Annotated in this window: 20 protein-coding genes; 17 read left to right on the forward strand and 3 right to left on the reverse strand. The window is 62.5% G+C overall.

What is annotated here, in order from left to right; translation table 11 throughout:
- Positions 1 to 66 precede the first annotated feature (66 nt).
- Positions 67 to 1,602 (forward strand): M81 family metallopeptidase, encoded by a 1,536-nt coding sequence (locus QFZ94_RS08615; RefSeq protein ID WP_429456258.1) that lies wholly within the window; start codon positions 67 to 69, stop codon positions 1,600 to 1,602.
- A gap of 217 nt (positions 1,603 to 1,819) precedes the next feature.
- Positions 1,820 to 2,155, forward strand: a complete 336-nt coding sequence (locus QFZ94_RS08620; RefSeq protein ID WP_368583414.1) for a DUF4148 domain-containing protein — start codon at positions 1,820 to 1,822, stop codon at positions 2,153 to 2,155.
- A 97-nt stretch (positions 2,156 to 2,252) separates the two neighbouring features.
- Here the strand turns inward: QFZ94_RS08620 and QFZ94_RS08625 are convergent, their stop codons facing one another.
- Complete coding sequence (locus QFZ94_RS08625; RefSeq protein WP_429456260.1) at positions 2,253 to 2,996, reverse strand: hypothetical protein; 744 nt, start codon at positions 2,994 to 2,996, stop codon at positions 2,253 to 2,255.
- Between the two features lie 461 nt (positions 2,997 to 3,457).
- Here QFZ94_RS08625 and QFZ94_RS08630 point away from each other — a divergent pair, with 461 nt between their 5' ends.
- Positions 3,458 to 4,048: a hypothetical protein gene (locus QFZ94_RS08630; RefSeq protein WP_368583516.1), complete on the forward strand. Its 591-nt coding sequence runs from the start codon at positions 3,458 to 3,460 to the stop codon at positions 4,046 to 4,048.
- 81 nt (positions 4,049 to 4,129) lie between these two features.
- Here QFZ94_RS08630 and QFZ94_RS08635 read toward each other — a convergent pair whose 3' ends face one another.
- Positions 4,130 to 5,440, reverse strand: coding sequence for an MFS transporter (locus QFZ94_RS08635; protein ID WP_429456262.1), 1,311 nt, complete (start codon positions 5,438 to 5,440; stop codon positions 4,130 to 4,132).
- A gap of 178 nt (positions 5,441 to 5,618) precedes the next feature.
- Complete coding sequence (locus tag QFZ94_RS08640; protein WP_368583417.1) at positions 5,619 to 6,713, reverse strand: tartrate dehydrogenase; 1,095 nt, start codon at positions 6,711 to 6,713, stop codon at positions 5,619 to 5,621.
- A 124-nt stretch (positions 6,714 to 6,837) separates the two neighbouring features.
- Here QFZ94_RS08640 and QFZ94_RS08645 point away from each other — a divergent pair, with 124 nt between their 5' ends.
- The 14 genes from QFZ94_RS08645 (at position 6,838) to QFZ94_RS08710 (ending at position 17,855) form a co-directional block, all read left to right on the forward strand.
- Positions 6,838 to 7,764: a LysR substrate-binding domain-containing protein gene (locus QFZ94_RS08645; RefSeq protein ID WP_429456265.1), complete on the forward strand. Its 927-nt coding sequence runs from the start codon at positions 6,838 to 6,840 to the stop codon at positions 7,762 to 7,764.
- Between the two features lie 70 nt (positions 7,765 to 7,834).
- On the forward strand, positions 7,835 to 8,386 hold the full coding sequence (locus tag QFZ94_RS08650; RefSeq protein WP_429456267.1) for a BPSL0067 family protein: 552 nt from the start codon (positions 7,835 to 7,837) through the stop codon (positions 8,384 to 8,386).
- Positions 8,347 to 8,514: an STY0301 family protein gene (locus QFZ94_RS08655; protein ID WP_429457742.1), complete on the forward strand. Its 168-nt coding sequence runs from the start codon at positions 8,347 to 8,349 to the stop codon at positions 8,512 to 8,514. The genes QFZ94_RS08650 and QFZ94_RS08655 overlap by 40 nt, the downstream gene beginning before the upstream one ends.
- Positions 8,515 to 8,884: 370 nt before the next feature.
- Complete coding sequence (locus QFZ94_RS08660; protein ID WP_429456269.1) at positions 8,885 to 10,228, forward strand: TAXI family TRAP transporter solute-binding subunit; 1,344 nt, start codon at positions 8,885 to 8,887, stop codon at positions 10,226 to 10,228.
- 237 nt (positions 10,229 to 10,465) lie between these two features.
- Complete coding sequence (locus QFZ94_RS08665; RefSeq protein WP_368583420.1) at positions 10,466 to 10,669, forward strand: DUF3562 domain-containing protein; 204 nt, start codon at positions 10,466 to 10,468, stop codon at positions 10,667 to 10,669.
- Between the two features lie 142 nt (positions 10,670 to 10,811).
- Positions 10,812 to 11,273: a GNAT family N-acetyltransferase gene (locus QFZ94_RS08670; RefSeq protein WP_368583421.1), complete on the forward strand. Its 462-nt coding sequence runs from the start codon at positions 10,812 to 10,814 to the stop codon at positions 11,271 to 11,273.
- Positions 11,274 to 11,429: 156 nt separating this feature from the next.
- Positions 11,430 to 11,726: a hypothetical protein gene (locus QFZ94_RS08675; protein ID WP_368583422.1), complete on the forward strand. Its 297-nt coding sequence runs from the start codon at positions 11,430 to 11,432 to the stop codon at positions 11,724 to 11,726.
- A 101-nt stretch (positions 11,727 to 11,827) separates the two neighbouring features.
- Positions 11,828 to 13,540 (forward strand): acid phosphatase, encoded by a 1,713-nt coding sequence (locus QFZ94_RS08680; RefSeq protein WP_429456273.1) that lies wholly within the window; start codon positions 11,828 to 11,830, stop codon positions 13,538 to 13,540.
- Positions 13,541 to 13,756: 216 nt separating this feature from the next.
- Positions 13,757 to 14,116 carry a DUF3564 domain-containing protein gene (locus QFZ94_RS08685; protein ID WP_013092796.1) on the forward strand — a complete coding sequence of 120 codons (360 nt, stop codon included), beginning with the start codon at positions 13,757 to 13,759 and terminating at the stop codon, positions 14,114 to 14,116.
- Between the two features lie 320 nt (positions 14,117 to 14,436).
- On the forward strand, positions 14,437 to 15,186 hold the full coding sequence (locus tag QFZ94_RS08690; protein ID WP_368583424.1) for a DNA/RNA non-specific endonuclease: 750 nt from the start codon (positions 14,437 to 14,439) through the stop codon (positions 15,184 to 15,186).
- Positions 15,179 to 15,439, forward strand: coding sequence for a hypothetical protein (locus tag QFZ94_RS08695; protein WP_176107048.1), 261 nt, complete (start codon positions 15,179 to 15,181; stop codon positions 15,437 to 15,439). The genes QFZ94_RS08690 and QFZ94_RS08695 overlap by 8 nt, the downstream gene beginning before the upstream one ends.
- 309 nt (positions 15,440 to 15,748) lie before the next feature.
- On the forward strand, positions 15,749 to 16,864 hold the full coding sequence (locus QFZ94_RS08700) for a SpoIIE family protein phosphatase (protein ID WP_410848708.1): 1,116 nt from the start codon (positions 15,749 to 15,751) through the stop codon (positions 16,862 to 16,864).
- 12 nt (positions 16,865 to 16,876) lie between these two features.
- Positions 16,877 to 17,440 carry a SiaB family protein kinase gene (locus QFZ94_RS08705; protein ID WP_368583427.1) on the forward strand — a complete coding sequence of 188 codons (564 nt, stop codon included), beginning with the start codon at positions 16,877 to 16,879 and terminating at the stop codon, positions 17,438 to 17,440.
- 19 nt (positions 17,441 to 17,459) lie between these two features.
- Positions 17,460 to 17,855, forward strand: a complete 396-nt coding sequence (locus tag QFZ94_RS08710) for a DUF1987 domain-containing protein (protein ID WP_410848710.1) — start codon at positions 17,460 to 17,462, stop codon at positions 17,853 to 17,855.
- The last annotated feature ends 1 nt before the right edge of the window (position 17,856 follow it).

The raw sequence follows: 17,856 nt of genomic DNA on the forward strand, positions 1-17,856 counted from the left end.
CCGCGCTTTCAAGGCGCGCCACGGAACCATTCGATTAGCCATCCTTTATCAACGAGGTAACGGGAAATGAAGATTCTCATCGCAGGCTTCCAGCACGAAACCAACACGTTCGCCCCGACCAAGGCAAGCTGGCAGAGCTTCGTTCAGGGCGAGGGCTTTCCGCCGCTCGCGCGCGGCTCCGGCGTGCTCGCGCTGCGTGACGTGAACGTCCCCGCTGGCGGCTTCATTCAGGCGGTGGAAGCGGCGGGCCATACGCTCGTGCCGGTGATCTGGGCAGGCGCGAGCGCCTCCGCGCACGTGACAGAAGACGCCTATGAGCGCATCGCACGTGAAATCCTCGAGGCCGTGCAGCGCGGCGGCTTCGACGCCATCTATCTCGACCTGCACGGCGCGATGGTCACCGAGCATCTCGACGACGGCGAAGGCGAACTGCTTGCGCGCGTGCGGGCGATCGTCGGCCGCGAAATCCCGCTGGTGGTCTCGCTCGATCTGCACGCCAACGTGACCGAGCAGATGTTCACGCACGCGGATGCGATGGTCGCGTATCGCACCTATCCCCATGTCGACATGGCCGAGACCGGCGCTCGCGCCGCGCAAATCCTGATGCGCCTCGCAACGGAGCCGGAGCGTGGCCTCAAGCGCGCGGTGCGCCGCATTCCGTTCCTGATCCCAGTCAACGGTATGTGCACGCTCGCCGAACCGGCACGCGGCACGTACGATCGTCTCGCGGCACTGGAACGCGACGGCGTCGTCTCGCTGTCGTTCGCGCCAGGATTTCCGGCGTCCGATTTCCCCGAATGTGGCGCGGCGGTCTGGGGCTACGGCTTCGACGAGGCCGCCGTGACCGCCGCCGTCGATGCGCTGGCCTCGACCATCGTCGCGCAGGAGCGCGACTGGGAAGTGCGCTTCCTCGACCCGGACGCCGCCGTGCGCGAAGCGATGCGGCTTGCCGAACATGCGACTGGACCGGTCGTGATCGCCGATACGCAGGACAACCCGGGCGTGGGCGGCGATTCGAACACGATGGGTCTCGTGCGCGCGCTGCTGCGTCACGGTGCGAGCGATGCCGCCGTCGGCCTGATCTGGGATCCGCGAGCGGCGGCGAAGGCGCACGAAGCGGGGCTCGGCGCGACGATCAAGCTAGAACTCGGGGGCGGCTCCGGCGTGCCTGGGGACGCGCCGCTCGCCGGGCGCTTCGTGGTCGAGCACCTCTCCCACGGGCGGGTGCGCTTCGATGGGCCGATGATGAACGGCATGTGGACCGATATCGGGCCGGTGGCGTGCCTGCGCATCGACGGCGTCAGGATTGCGGTCAGCTCGGTCAAGATGCAGATCTTCGACCGCAATCTCTATCGCGCGGCCGGCATCGAACCCGAACGGATGAAGATTCTCGTCAACAAGAGTTCGGTTCACTATCGCGCCGACTTCGACGCGATTGCCGCCGCCCATCTGGTGGCGAAAGCGCCCGGCCCGATGGCCGCCGACCCCGCCGATCTGCCGTGGCAGCGGCTTGATCCGCGCCTGCGGCTGCGGCCGAACGGCGCGTCGTTGGGGGAGCTGCGCGGTAGTGCCGAGCGCGCGGCCAGTAATGGTGCACGGTGATTTCGACGAGTTTCGTATCGTTGTGTATCCACCGGGCAACCCGACATACACGGTTGCAAAAGTCGGGGTTCGCGGAAACAGGCGGGATACATGAGGGGGTTCAAATACGTCCATGCCAGTCGGCGGTGCCGCAAAGCAAAGCGGACGTCGACGTGACTGGACGCTCGTGCCACGCAACCGTGGTCTGAACCAACTCAATTGCTCTCAGGTGGATACCATGAAACTCATCAAGTCGCTGGTCGTTGCCGCTGTTGTCGCTGTCCCCGTCGTTTCGTTCGCGCAGTCCAACGCGCCGCTTACGCGTGCCCAGGTTCGCGCGGAACTGGTCCAACTCGAAAAGGCAGGTTACAACCCGGCCGCGGATTACAACACCTATCCGCAGGATATCCAGGCCGCCGAGGCGCGCGTGAGCGCGCTGAACGGCGCGGCGGCGTCGGCATATGGCGGGGCGGCGAACGGGTCGTCGGCGGCCGGAGCCGGCGCGGTCAAGGTCCCGGCTCTGTCACAGCAACAGGACGTTGCCGGCCTCGCCACGGTCTACGCGCATCATTGAGGTGGGGCGAGCGCTGCCCATGTGGGCGGCGGCAATGGAAGACGGCCCGCTTCGAGCGGGCCGTCGCGCATGCACCATCGAATCGCTTCGAGGATATTCACCCCGCCGCAAACCTTTCTACCCTTTTCACCTGCCTCGGCAAAACGATATACATCCCCCACGCCACGACAAGAATCGCGCGCAGCGCATCCGCGGCATGACTGGGCAATGAAATTCCGACATCGGCAATCGCGACGCTTCCAGGCACCGACCAGAGATACGTGGTGAGCCCGAGCGACACCGCGCGCCAGAAGCCGAAACGCTCCGAGCCGGCGAAAGCATGCGCGGCCAGGCCGCTGCGCACCATGTATCCGGCGATCGGCAGACTCACCAGCAGGTAGATCGCAAGCGCGACGATCGCCGGCATCGCCGCAATCACCGTCGACCATGCCGGTGAACTCTTCGCGACTTCAGACGGAATCACGTGCTCGGAAAATTGCATCAGCGGCACCGCCGTGCGCGGCACCAGAAAGTGAAACGCCACCACCGCGACGATGAAAAGCAGCGTACTCGCGAGCCCCTGACGCCAGGCGCACGACCACCACACATACAGACGACGCCCGAAACCGATCGCGCGCCCGACGCTGAACATTGCGCCTCTATCCCTCAGCGCCGCAACGCACACCAGCACGACGAACAGCACCGCAGCGAAAACCAGCGCATGAGGGCTCAAAATGAAAGCACCCACACCGTGTTCCATCGAGGCCGCACCCGAAGCCGACGACGTCGTCGAAAAGTTCTGCAGATGGTGAGCGATATAGTCCGCGGGATCGAGCGCCTGCGACGAATCGTGCGTTGCCATCTCACCTCCGCATATCGTGAATCACGGTGCAAGTCATCACGTTCTTCAGCATAGACGGCACGTGGCGTCACCGCGTTTCGCAGCGAGCGATCTGATTGTGCCTTCCTTTTGTCCGATATTCATCAGGTCGCCGCAAATAGCGTGGATTACACTGGTTTTCGCTATGCGACTTTAGAGCGTGGCCGACCCACGAAGTCACCATTGCGCGGACTTTCGTGCATCCCTTCCGCACGTATCCGCCGACGCCGAGCGAATCACGACTGCTTGGTGAAAGCCGTTCGCAGCTCACTACTTTGGCCCACACCTGGTCCTTCAAACGACAGCGACCACGCATTGCTGCGGCCATTTGTTAATCGACTATTTTCGTTTTGTTCAATCAGGCGCCTGTGATCCAGGCCGCTCGTAGGCCCTTGCACGCCAGGATTTCGCGCGTCCGATTCGTCGTTGACAAGGAGATGACGATGAACACCCGGCATTTGAGCATTTGGTCAGCTATGGCCGTTGTACTTCTCTCGCTGAGCGGCACCGCGCAGGCCGGTGGTGACAATCGTGGCGGTGGTGGGCTTTGCTCGAACGCAACGCTAAGAGGACCCTATGGGTTCATCGGTCACGGAGTCATCCTCGGCTTGCTGGATTCGAACAACGTACTGCATCCGTTCGCGACCCAGTCGATCCTCGATGACGTCGCGCTCGTGACATTCGACGGCAACGGCAAATTCACCCGCACCGATTTCGGCAGCATCAACGGCGTGCCGAAAGGCGGGCAGACCACCTTCAATCCGTTTCAGAAAGGCACTTATAAGGTGAATGCCGATTGCACCGGCACGATGTCGATCGTCTATATCGCGGGAGGAGCCGTGCCTGCCGGCGTCGAGACCGATCTGAATATCGTGGTCACTTCGGACGGGACCCAGGTCGAATCCGTCGTCTATCGGGCGAGCATCCCGTCAGCCGCGTCGGCCCCAGACGGCTTCAGCTGTTCGATGGATTGCGTGCAAGGGGTGCAGGAGGCGTTTGAAGGGAAGAAGGTTCTGGTCTACGGCTTCCGGTAACCGGGTACCGATGGACCGGATGGATTCAAGCGTGCCGCCGGCTTTTCAACCGGCGGCACGCGCGCTTCGTCGATGCTTCGCTCAGTGCCCTTGCCGCTCGCCCACCGCGACCGGCGCATGCCTGGTCTGGCGGCTCAGCATCAGCGTCACGACCGCCGACACCGCCAACGTCGCGCCGACCACATAGAGCCCCGCCGTATAGCCACCCGTCACGTTCTTGAGCCAACCGATCGCAAACGGCCCGACGAAGCCGCCGAGGTTGCCGATCGAGTTGATCATCGCAATCCCCGCCGCCGCCCCGGCGCCCGACAGGAACATACTCGGCATCGCCCACAGTGGCGCCTTCGCGGCGCTGATGCCGACGTTCACGACGACGAGCGCAAGCACGATCATCAACGCCGTGCTCGCATTGCCGGCGAACACGAAGCCTACGCACGCAAGCGCGCACGGAATCACGACGTGCCATGTACGTTCGTCGGTACGATCCGAGTGCTTCGCCCATAGCACCATCGCGATCACCGCGAGCACGCTCGGCACACCGGCAAGCAGCCCGGTTTCGAACGTGCCGAAACCATATTGGCGGATGATCAGCGGCGCCCACAAGCCGAGCGTATACAGTCCCGCCGAGGTGCCGAAGTAGATCAGCGCGAGCGCGAGCACGCGCGGATCGCGCAACGCGCTGAGCGCGCCGGCCGTGTGGCCTGCCTGCGCGTGTCGCGCGTCGGCTTCGAGCTTCAGTTTCGCGATCAGCCAGTCGCGCTCTTCGGGCTGCAGCCATTCGGCTTGCGCGGGCTTGTCGGTCAGATACTTGAGCACGCAGAAGCCGAGGATGATCGCCGGCAAGGCTTCGAGTATGTAGAGCATCTGCCAGTCGGCGAGTCCGGCGATCGGCGGCAGTTTCATGATCGCGCCGGAAATCGGCGAGCCGATCGCGGTCGAAATCGGCGCGGCGGCCATGAACCACGCCGCCGCGACCGCACGCTGCCGGGTCGGAAACCACAGGCTCAGATACAGGATGATGCCGGGAAAGAAGCCCGCTTCGGCGACGCCGAGAATGAAGCGCAGCGCGTAGAAGCTGTTCGGCCCGACGACGAACGCCGACGCGAGCGACACGAGCCCCCACGACACCATCACACGAGCAATCCAGCGGCGCGCGCCGACCTTGTGCAGGATCAGGTTCGACGGCACTTCGAACAGAAAATAGCCGATAAAGAAGAGGCCGCCGCCGAGTCCGAACGCGGTCGGCGAAAGACCGATCGCCTTGTTCATCGACAACGCGGCGAAGCCCACATTCACGCGATCGAGAAAGCTCACGAAGTACAACAGCATGACGAACGGGATGATCCGCAGCATCAGCTTGCGGGACACCCGGCTTTCGAGTTCCGAAGTCATTGTCTCCTCCTTCTGCGCGCGGCAGTGGACCGCGCGCGAGCCTCGCGCCGGCCGACGTTGGGCCGAGCTAGTCGAGTCAAGGTTGGGTGCCGGCCACGTGGTGGCCGGGGCGTAGACCGCGCGCCTGGGTTGCGCGCGGTTCCCGCTCGGTACTGGTCAATTCAAGCGAATTCACCGCTCAAGCCGCGTTCGCCGCGGGCGTCGCCGCCTGCTCGATGAACGCGCATACGGCCGCCGTGACCTGCGCGGTCGTAGCCGTGCCGCCGAGGTCGCGGGTATGAAGCGACTTGTTCGCGGTGACCGCTTCGACGGCCTGCATTACGCGCGTGGCCGCGTCGAATTCGCCGAGGTGTTCGAGCAGCATCACGACCGACCAGAACGTGCCGACCGGATTCGCGAGCCCCTTGCCCATGATGTCGAACGCGGAGCCGTGGATCGGCTCGAACATCGACGGATAGCGGCGCTCCGGATCGATGTTGCCGGTCGGCGCGATGCCGAGGCTGCCCGCGAGCGCGGCTGCGAGGTCGCTGAGAATATCGGCGTGCAGATTGGTGGCGACGATCGTGTCGAGCGTGGCGGGGCGATTGACCATGCGCGCGGTCGCCGCATCGACGAGTTCCTTATCCCACGTGACGTCCGGAAACTCCTTCGAGATTTCGAGCGCGATCTCGTCCCACATCACCATCGCATGACGCTGCGCGTTGCTCTTCGTGATCACGGTCAACAGCTTGCGCGGACGCGACTGCGCGAGCCGAAACGCGAAGCGCATGATGCGCTCGACGCCGGCGCGCGTCATGATCGACACGTCGGTCGCGGCTTCGATCGGATGGCCCTGATGCACGCGGCCGCCGACGCCCGAATATTCCCCCTCCGAGTTTTCGCGAACGATGACCCAGTTCAGGTCCTCGGGCTTGCAGTACTTCAGCGGCGCGTCGATGCCGGGCAGGATGCGCGTCGGGCGCACGTTCGCGTATTGATCGAAGCCCTGGCAGATCTTCAGACGCAGACCCCATAGCGTGATGTGGTCGGGAATGTCCTTGTCGCCCGCCGAGCCGAACAGGATCGCATCCTTGTTACGGATCGCGTCGAGCCCGTTGCCCGGCATCATCACACCGTGCTGGCGATAGTAGTCGCCGCCCCAGTCGAAGTTCTCGAACTCGAACGTGAAGGCGCGGGTGGTTTTCGCGAGCGCTTCGAGCACCTGTGCGCCGGCCGGCACGACCTCCTTGCCGATGCCGTCGCCGGGAATGGTTGCGATGCGATAGGTCTTCATGTCTGCGTCCTGTGCTTGGCGAATGGCGTGAGTGGACTCTAGCGCGCTCGCACGGGTAAAAACCGGTGCTAAACTCAAAGCATCTTTAACTTGCATTCACAAATGCGAAGGCGTGGAAAAGACGATGCGCGACACCGTGCAGCCAGCGGATCTGAGCTTTTTCTCGACGCTCGCCGCGAGCGGCAGTCTCAGCGCGGCCGCGCGCGAGCTGGGGCTGACCGCGGCCGCGGTCAGCAAGCGCCTCACGCAGATGGAGCAGCGCGCGGGCGTTGCGCTCGTGAACCGCACGACGCGCCGCATGATGCTGACGCCCGAAGGCGAGCTATACCTTGAACGCGCGCGGCGGATTCTCGACGAGATCGACGAGCTGGCCGAATTGCTCGGCTCGGCGAAGAAGACACCTAAGGGTTTGCTGCGCGTGAACGCGACGCTCGGCTTCGGGCGCAGCCATATCGGGCCGGCGATTTCGCGCTTCGTCGCGCGGTATCCGCAGGTGTCGGTTCAACTGCAGTTGTCGGTCACGCCCCCGCCGCTCACCGACGACAGCTTCGACGTCTGCATCCGCTTCGGCGAGCCGCCCGATACGCGCGTGGTCGCACGCCGGCTTGCGCCGAACCGGCGTCTGCTGTGCGCGGCGCCGTCGTATCTCGCGGCGCACGGTACGCCGCTCACGGCGCACGATCTGACGCGCCACAACTGCATCGGCATTCGGCAAGGCGACGAAGCGTATGGCGTGTGGCGGCTGACTTCTGGGCGCGGCGCCGCGCGCAAGACCGAGGCGGTGCGCATCAAGGGAACGCTGACCACCAACGACGGCGAGATCGCCGTCAAATGGGCGCTCGAAGGACACGGCATTCTGCTGCGCGCGGAATGGGACATCCGGCAGTATCTGGCGGAGGGGTCGCTGGTTCAGTTGCTGCCTGATCACGACACGCCGAATGCGGATATCTTCGCGGTGTATTCACCACGGCATCAGATGTCGAATCGGATTCGCGCGTTTGTCGAGTTTATTGCGCGGGAGTTGGGGGGTGAGGTGGGGATGGTTGTGTAGTGCTGCGGAGCGGGTGACTCGAGGTCGAGCTACTCGACACATCGCGACACATTGATCGGGAGGCTGTTTCTTGCTCGCTAGCAACCAAGCGCATCTGATCGGGAATGGCGAGTGCGTTACACGCGTTCATGCTGTTGTGAGTATTTCGCGGTCTTCCTTATGGAAAAGGGGAGACCGGGTCCAAGGCAATGTCCTCATCGCCAAAGGAACCGTAATAGCTAAATTCGACAGCAATGGACGCTATGGAAATTACACGAACGGAACCAGCCACGCGGCAATTTATCTCGGGCAAACACTGGATGGAATCACTGTAATTGACCAGTGGAATGGACATACCAAACAACCTCCGCATCGGCGTACTATCCATTTCCGTCGCGGCCATGGAACGCCTGTTAATCCGATATTATGTTGTCGAATAAGGCGCTCTTCCTGGCAGTTTGCCTCGTGGCAACGAGCGCCGCGGGTGCGTCGCCAACACGGGTCCGGTTCGAATGCCCAAGCGTTCTTTCTGCGGGAGGGCAACATCATGTTCTGGATAACGCATCCCTGTTCGATGGTCCTCCAGAATAGGCGGCGGACCTTATTCCTGAGCCGGGAAAAGCATCTGACCAGTGGGATTTAACGGGCGTCGACCCCTATCTGGTATGCCGCTACCACGGCACTAACAGCACTCTTGTGATTCATGCTGTTGGTGCTCGGACCTGTGAAGCCACCAGCAAACCCTTTGCGGTTCACTGCACCTCTCGTTAAATGGACTGGGCAACCGCAAAATGGCGACCCGGCTCACAGTCGCTGCGGTTGCTGCCTAGATGCCGTTGGCACACGGCAAAGTTTGCATCACATTAACTCAACACTTGATACTGACGACCTTGAGCCTCCGACACCGCAACTCCCTCTGACTGAACAAACGACGCGCGTGTTCGTACGCCGGAATGGCCTGTACGACTGGAATCTGTAGCGCGAATATCGCGGTCGCCACAGTCTGTAAACAGACCCCGCCTGTTTTCACTGCACATCACTGGCTATCGAATAAAACTCCCCGATATCGTAAAGTTCAGGAACCAAACCCCGATCCCACTCCTTGACTCACCAAGGCCGGACCTGACCAAGCCGGGTAACGATGCCGAGACCAGACCCTGCGCCGTACCGCAGCCCGAGAACCCCGACGACACGGCGGCGCCGGCGTCTTCTGATCATCGGCTCGATCGTGCTCGTCGCCGCGCTCGGCTGGATGCTCGCGTTGATTCTCGAGCCCGCGTTCCAGCGCACGATCGTCATCACCTCCGGCGCGGACGGCGGCATTTACCGCGGCTTTGCCGATCGCTACGCGCCGCTGCTCAAGCGTGAAGGCATCAAGCTCGACATCCGCAGTTCGTCGGGTTCGGTCGAAAACTACCAGCGCCTCGCGGACCCGGACAGCGCCTATCAGGTCGGCTTCATCCAGTCGGGCACGACCAGTCCGAAAGACACGGACAATCTGCAAACCATCGCCGCCGTGTCGTACGAGCCGATCTGGGTGTTCTATCGCGGCGACGCGACGATCGACCGGCTGTCGCAACTGCGCGGCAAGCGCATTTCGATCGGCGTGCCGGGCAGCGGGCTGCTCAACGTCTCGCAGGTGCTGCTCGGCTACAGCGGCGTCACGAGTCAGAACTCGACGCTGCTGCAGATGGACGCGAACGCCGCATACGAAGGGCTGGAAAGCGGTCAGATCGACGCGGCGTTCTTCATCGGCCGGCCCGACGCCGACATGCAGCACACGCTGCTGACCAGCAACCTGAAGCTGATGAGCTTCGCGCAGGCCGATGCACTGGCGCAAAAATTCCCGTCGCTTTCGAAGATCGTATTACCGCGCGCCTCGACGAGCGTCGCCGACGATCTGCCGCGCAGCGACGTCACGCTGCTCGCGGCGACGGCGCTGCTGGTGTCGAAGGACGCGCTGCATCCGGCGCTCGTCTATCTGCTGCTCGACGCGGCGCGCACGGTGCACGGCGGCGAGGACTACTTCACGCCCCTCGGCACGTTCCCGAATCTGAACACCGAAGAATTCCCGATCTCCGACGAAAGCGTGCGCTACTTCAAATCGGGCCGGCCGTTTCTGTATCGCTACCTGCCGTTCTGGCTCGCGAGTCTGATCGAACGGCGGCTGCTGATTCTGGTGCCGTTCCTCGCGCTGCTGATCGGCCTCGCGCAGGCGCTGCCGCGCATGCTCGAAGCGCGTATGAAGAAACGCCTGTTCGTGTGGTACCGCGCGATCAAGGCGCTGGAGGACGAAGTGTGGAAGAACGCCGAGCCGACTCGCGCCCAGATCGCGCAATGGAGGGACGAGATTGAAAACATCGACGCGAACGCTAGCCAGATCCGGATTCCGTACCGCTACTTTCAGGACGTTTACGCGCTGAAGCAGGCGATCGGCGTCGTGCGCGACCGGATCGCGCATGTGGCGCAGAAGATGGAGAAGTAAAAACGCTGTTCGCTTATCCCTGCGCGTTTCCCGGGTATTCACCACCGCCGAACCGGTTGATTTTTCGCGCGCCCTCACCGCAGGGTCGCTTGCCGCAGCGCAAGAAGAAAATCTCTGTGAAACCGGTCGAACGATAGGCCGATTTAATTGGCGTGCTCGCGAATCGCATCCTGTAATGGACTCCTGCCGTGCGCGTACCGTCCATCCAGTCTGCCGCGCACTACCCGGAGAGCGCCCATGTCGCAGCCTGAGCCGAATGTCGACGAAGTAGTCCGCAGCATCGCCGAAGAAACCGACACGCCGACCGAAACGGTGTCCCGCATGTACGCCGATACGCTCGCCGAATTCCGGAGCGAGGCGCGCGTGTTCGACTACGTTCCGCTGTTCGCCGCGAAGAAGGTCCGCAACGAGCTTCGCCAGAAGCATTCTCGCAAGCACTGACACGCTGTAGGCGGTGATGCATCGGTTCACCGCACTGCCGCACGCGTCGTGGCTCCAGATTTGGCGATCATGGTGGAGCTAACAATCACGTCGCAAATTTTCTATGCTGGCGGTTCCATAGCTTTCCAAAGGAGCCGCCCACATGTCCGCCCCGCTGCAGATTCGCGCCGTCACCCGTGACGATTTCGATGCATGGCTGCCGCTGTGGAACGCCTACAACGCGTTTTATGGCCGCTCGGGCGAGACCGCGTTGCCGCGCGAGATCACGCAGATCACGTGGAATCGCTTTTTCGATGGCTACGAGCCGATGCATGCGTTCGTCGCCGAACGCGCCGGCCAATTGCAGGGCATCGTGCATTTTCTGTATCACCGTCATACGACGATGGCGGGACCGATCTGCTATCTGCAGGACCTATACACGCTCGATAGCGAGCGCGGCAAGGGTGTCGGCCGTGCGCTGATCGAGGCCGTCTATGAGCGGGCAAAAGCCGACGGCGCGCAACGCGTCTACTGGCAGACGCACGAGACGAATCACACCGCGATGCAGCTCTATGACAAGGTCGCGGACAAATCCGGCTTCGTGGTTTATCGCAAGACGCTCTAACGCACAGCGCTTCATCCAGGCCCATCGGCTTGCGTCCCGCCTATAGCGCGAAGCATGCGGCAATTCGGCCACGCGGTGCTATGCTTTGATCCGGTCCTAGCGGCGCGGTGTGTCCCAGCCGCGCGCTCGCGCCGCCCAAGCGTAGGAGGCCACGCCATGCCCAACGCGATCCAGATTCAGGTTGCCGACTCGCATCTTTATCCGGGCTGCGCGGTGCGCATCGCCGATCTTCCCGAACCGGCCGGCGCGCCGAACCTCGCCGAGGCGCGCGTCGAGTTCGCGGATGGCTCCGGGGCGCACGCCATTTGTCATCGGCGCGCGCATGACGAACTCGAATTGACCGTCGACCGTTACGCGACGCAAAAGCGTCATCCGATCGACGCACGGCACTGGCTACTATTGGCTGTCGATGCCACGCATCACAGCTGGCGCGTGAAGCGTCGGCTGCCGTAAAGCCGCGAGGCCTGCCGGCCTCGGCGGTTCCATAACCGGTGTCGCGCGCGCCGCCTGCAGCGGCGCCGAAGCGACCGTCACGTCTCCTTCGGAACTCACCGATGACCGACCACGATCCTCACCTGCCGCCGAAACTGGACAACCCCGATTCAATCGACAACACCAACGACGCCCCCGACGATCCCGAACGCCGGCGCGTCCTGACCGGTCTCGCGGCAGTCGGGCTCGGCCTCGCGCTGCCCGGCTGCAAAACGGGCGAGGAACTCGCGGGCAACGGCCCGCCGCGCAGCGCCGCCGACTTGCGGCTCGACGCTGCGCTGCACGATCAGGTGAAGAACATCGTGGTGATTTACGCGGAGAACCGCAGCTTCGCGAACCTGTACGGCAACTACCCGGGTGTCCAGCATCCGCTCGACGCGGTCACCGCCGAGCAGTACGTCCAGCTCGACCGCGATGGCAAGACGCCGCTGCCGCGGCTGCCTGCGATTTGGGGCGGGCTCGTGCCGCAGGCGCAGGAAGTGGACGGCAAGCGCTACATGATCGGCGAAAAAGATCTCGATCATCTGCGCAACCGGCCGTTCCAGATCGTCGATGCTCACGGCGCACCGTTGCCGACCGGCGTGATCACCCGCGATCTGATCCATCGCTTCTATCAGAATCAGATGCAGATCAACGCGGGGCGCAACAACCAGTTCGCCGCGTGGGGCGATTCGGGCGGCCTCGTGATGGGGCACTACCGCAATTCCGCCGACTCACTGCGTCTCTGGAATCTGGCGCAGCAGTACACGCTGTGCGACAACTTCTTCATGGCCGCTTTCGGCGGCTCGTGGCTGAACCACATCTTCCTGATCTCGGCGCAAGCGCCGTACTACCCGGACATCCACAACAGCCCGGCCAGGAAGATGGTGTCGGTCGTGGAAGGCGACGATCCGACCGGCACCCGTTTGAAGCTCGCGCCCAATTCACCCGCGTCGGCGCTCGACGGTCCGCCGAAGTTCGTCAACGACGGCGCTTTCACCGCCGACGGCTATGCAGTCAACACGATGGCGCCGCCGTATCAGCCGAGCAGCGTGCGTCCGGCCGAAGGCGGCGACCCGGCCTTGGCTGATCCGTCCGACCCGCGCGTTATGCCGCCGCAGAACTACGCAACGATCGGCGACCGGCTGACCGCCAAGGGCATCGACTGGGCATGGTACAGCGGCGCATGGCAATTCGCGCTCGATCATCGCGATACGGGATCGATGCCCGACTTTCAGTATCACCATCAGCCGTTTAACTACTTCGCCAATTACGCGCCGGGCACGGCCGCGCGCCGCCGCTATCTGCGCGACGGCGGGATGGGCAACGACGCGTCGACCAATCGCCTGATCGCCGAAATCGACGCGGGACGTTTGCCGACCGTCACGTTCTACAAACCGCAGGGCGACCTGAACATGCACGCGGGCTATGCCGACGTCGCCTCGGGCGACCGTCACATCGCGACGCTGATCGAGCATATTCAGCGCGGCCCGCAATGGCAGAACACGGTCGTGATCGTCACCGTCGACGAGAACGGCGGTTGGTGGGACCACGTCGCGCCACCGGTCGGCGATCGCTGGGGGCCGGGTTCGCGCGTCCCCGCGCTGGTGATCTCGCCGCTCGCGAAGAAGGGTTACGTCGATCACACGGTGTACGACACGAACTCAATCCTGCGTTTCATTAGTCGTGTGCATGGACTCGCTCCGCTCGATGGCGTGGTCGCGCGCGACAAGGCATTCGCCAGCAACGGACTCGCGCCGCTCGGCGATCTGACCGCTTCGCTCGATCTCGCTTGAACGCCTGTCGGCTGCGTTGATTTGCCGCGGCTCGCGATGTGCATGTGGTCGTTACAGCATGCATATCGCGTCCGCCGCGCCGCGGTGAGCATGCATCGTTCCTCCCCCACGGTTTGAAGAATTATTTTTCCATTCGCAAATCATGCCTTTGTCTTGCATAAAGCGCCGCGCCGCCTAGACTGGTAAAGCCCTTCGCAATTTATGAACGGAACTGCTATGCGACTGACCATCCTGATCAACGGTTCCGATCCCACCGTAAGCCATGATTACGCTGTGCTCTGGCTCGATACCGATGAACATCGGTGGTCGAGAGAAGCGCATCAAGGGATCGACTTGCCCCCTTGGGGTGAGCTGCGCGACGAGAACGGCGTGACCACGCTGTGCGCACCGAGCGCCGACGCGCCGCTCTGTACGTTGCGCGGTCTGCACGTCGATCGCAAGGAACGAGTGAGCGCCGCACAGGGCGCTGCAGCATGGACCGCGCTGCGAACCCGCAAGGCGACTAGCGGCTTCTGGCGTTTGCAGGCGGTGGATCGTCAAAAAACTCGCGCTGAAAACAGCGTGTTCGGTAATTAATCTCTGGCGCGCTTCGCCGCGCTTCTCTTTTCCGGTCGAAACTTCCGGCTCGTTGCGCGAGCACTGCTCGAACTCGTAAATCTGTTCGTGCGCAAACGAACATAACGTACCGCCATATCGCGAGCCTTAAGACCTTCTTAAGCTTGCGTGAGTAGAGTCGGAAGTCCACGCATTCGGGTCGCTGCAAAGCGGCCCACTTTTTTGTGCGGCGCACGCCGCCTCTTCTGTTTCCCATCCCCTTTCTTTGATTCGCATGGTGCGGTCGCTCGATGCGGGCCGCGACGCTATACTTGCGTCCCCTTTCATCGAACCACCGACACATGAAGAAGTGGCTTGCCTGTCTGTTCCTCGCCGTCGCCGCTCATGCGGGCGCGGCGCCCCCCTGCACCAGTTTCACGCCGAATGCGCAATGGCCCGTCCTCACCAACCAGAAGATGGCGCCCAAAACGCGCATGCTTTGTTATAGCGATTTCGCGGTACTGCATTCGGGTATCACGCACGGTCCGCTGTGGTCGGCCGAACATCTGACACGCGAGCACATCGAAGAAGCGAAGGACATGGTGCGTACCAACAAATTCTTCGAAGACGCGCGTCTGCCCGAAGGCGAAGGCGCGACTCTCGCCGACTACAAACGCAGCGGCTTCGATCGCGGTCATATGAGTCCGGCGGGCAATCGCTGGAACAATGAGGCGATGGCGCAATCGTTCTCGCTCGCGAACATCGTGCCGCAAGACCGTCAGAACAACCAACGATTGTGGGCGCGCATCGAAACCGCGGTGCGTAAGATCGCACTCGCCTACGACGACACGTACGTCGTCACCGGACCGCTATTCACCGGTCAGCAATTGCAGACGATCGGACCGACCCGCGTGTTCGTGCCGACCCAGTTGTACAAGGTCGTCTATGTGCCGTCGCGTCAACTGGCATTCGCAGTCGTGGTTGATAATGTAGCGACCAACCGCTACGACATGCGCACGATTCACGAACTCGAAGCGATGTCGGGCATCCGCTTTCCGGGCATTCCGGATAACCTGAAGGACCAGCGGCCAGGAGGACTAAAAGGTGTTTAAGCCCTACTCGAACGATGACGATGTGCTCAACATTCAGGGCGATGCGCTCACGCTCAGCAACGGCACGACGCGTGTCGTGCTGAACGGCACGCTCGAATTGACGCGCGATCAACGCGGATTGAAGGCGGCGCTCGCGCTGAAGGAAGCGCTCGATGCGATCGTCGCGAGTCTGCAGGCGCAGAAAGATCTGCCGGCGAAGGTGCAGGACGAGCCGGATGCCAAGCCGGGTGTCGTGCAGAATCCGTTTGAATAACTGGACCGTCGACGTTGCATTTGCGCAACCTCGCAACTCGCAAGTTTTACTGATGTCGGTCACGCAAACCTTTGCGTGACCACGCGTTTTCCAATCTCGCGCCAATCGGGCGGAGCACCTCCGCTCTGTCACATAAAGTACATAGAGAAACCTTAGCGTGCGAGGTTTCTTCATACATCGACTGGCGTCGCCATGCATCCAGCGTTCTCGAGGTTTCGCCGTTCTTCCGCACAGGGGAATCCGCGCACAGCCGGAGACTTGTGCCAGGAAGTTCCATCCGTAGACGTTGAAGATCCCAACTCCGTGGTCATGGAGATCTTCTCGGCGCGCCGCGACATGCAGAGTCTCGCTGTCATCAATCACCAGCGTCCCATCGGCCTGATCAATCGCGATATCTTCATGTCGCAGATGAGCAAGCCGTTCCATCGCGAGCTTTACGACAAGAAGAGTTGCATCGCGTTCATGGACAAGGACCCGCTCATCGTCGATGCCGGCGTGAGCATCGAGGCACTGACGTTCAGGACCGTCGAGGCCGGAGAAAAAGCACTGGTCGATGGTTTCATCGTGACGCGCGACGGACTCTTCTCAGGTCTCGGCAGCGGTTTGCAGCTGATCAGCGCGGTCGCTGAAATGCAGGCGGAGAAGAACCGCCAGATCATGCAGAGTATCGAGTACGCCAGCGTGATCCAGCGCGCCATGTTGCGCGCTTCCAGCGAGACGCTGTCGATGAAGCTGCGCGACGCGGCGATGGTCTGGGAACCTCGCGACGTGGTCGGCGGCGACTTCTATCATTTCGCGGCCTTTCCGAACGGCTGGTTCGGCGCCGTTGCCGATTGCACCGGACATGGCGTGCCCGGCGCCTTCATGACCTTGCTTGCTTCGGCGTCATTGTCGAAGGCGCTCGAACAGATCGGTCCGCGCGACCCCGCCGCGCTGCTGGCTGCCGTCAATCGCAACGTCAAGGCCTTGCTGGGGCAAGTGAACGGTGCCGACGAAGGAACCCAATCCAACGACGGCCTGGACACGGCACTCTTCTGGTTCGATGCCACCGAGAGCGTGCTGCATTTTGCTGGCGCGAGGATCGCGCTGCACATCCTGTCACCCGATGCCGGGGCGTTCGAAACGATCAGCGCCGACCGCATGGGTGTCGGCTACGTGGACAGTCGCGCCGACTATGCGTGGAGCTTGCGCTCGGTTCCGGTGACGGCGGGTAGCCTGCTGTTCGTCTATACCGACGGCCTCGCCGATCAGATCGGCGGCCCGCGCAACATTTCTTTCGGCCGGCGCCGTGCGCTCGACCTGATCCTCGAGAACCGCGCCGAAACCCCAGCGACGATTTGCGAGCGCGTCCGGCTCGCGCTCGCGGAGTGGCAAGGCAATCAACCGCGCCGTGACGACGTCACGCTTTTCTGTGCCCGCATTTAGTGAATTCCCAGAATGTCTCAACTACTAGAACAAGACAGCGCTTTTTTCGAACTCGCGCAGCGGCGCAACGTGCTCTTCTATCACAAGGGCTACTTCTCCCATAACATCGTCGCGTCGATGGGCGAAGTCGTGAAACTGCAACTCGAAGTCGCCGGCGTCAGCGGTCCTACCCGCCGCAAACTTTTCTCGTCTTTTATCGAGCTGGCACAGAACATCGTTCATTACTCGTCGAACGCGCTGGAGCCCGGCGGCGAACGGGCAGGCGCGATACGCGAGGGCGCGGTGTGCATCTCCAGGCACGGCGAGCATCATGTGATGCTGTGCGTCAATCCCATCGCGACCGCCGAGGTCGAGGGCCTGCGCAACCGGTTGGAGCCTCTGCGCAACATGTCGCTCGAAGAAATCAAGCAGGCGTACAGGGTGACATTGCGTGCCGACGCTCCGAAGGACAGCAAGGGCGCCGGCCTCGGCTTCCTGACGATGGCGCGCGACGCGAGCGCGCCCCTCGAATTCGCTTTTCATCCGCGTGCCGACGAACCCGGCACCACGCTGTTTTGCCTCATGGCCATCATCTGAGCAGGAAGGCACAAGAACAATGGAAAACCTACACATCCCCGCGACGACGACGTCGCCCGAAGTCGACTTTCGCTTCGACCAACACGCGTTGTCGATCAAGGGTGAGTCCTACCCGGAAAACGCAGCCGCTTTTTACGCGCCGATCATCGAGCAGATGCGTAAGTACCTCGCCGCGAACACCGGGGCCGAAATCACCATCGACGTCGCGCTAACGTACTTCAACAGCTCGAGCACCAAGATGCTGTTCAGCATCTTCGACGCGCTCGATCAGGCGGCGGAATCGGGAAGCCGCGTGTCGATGAACTGGTATCGCGACGAGGAAGACGAGACCATCGCCGAATTCGGCGAAGAACTGAAGGCCGATTTCCGCTCGATCGAGTTCACCGATCGTCCCATCGCGCAGCAGGGAAAATAAG

It is taken from the genome of Paraburkholderia sp. JPY465, assembly GCF_050436725.1.
Lineage (GTDB): Bacteria > Pseudomonadota > Gammaproteobacteria > Burkholderiales > Burkholderiaceae > Paraburkholderia > Paraburkholderia youngii.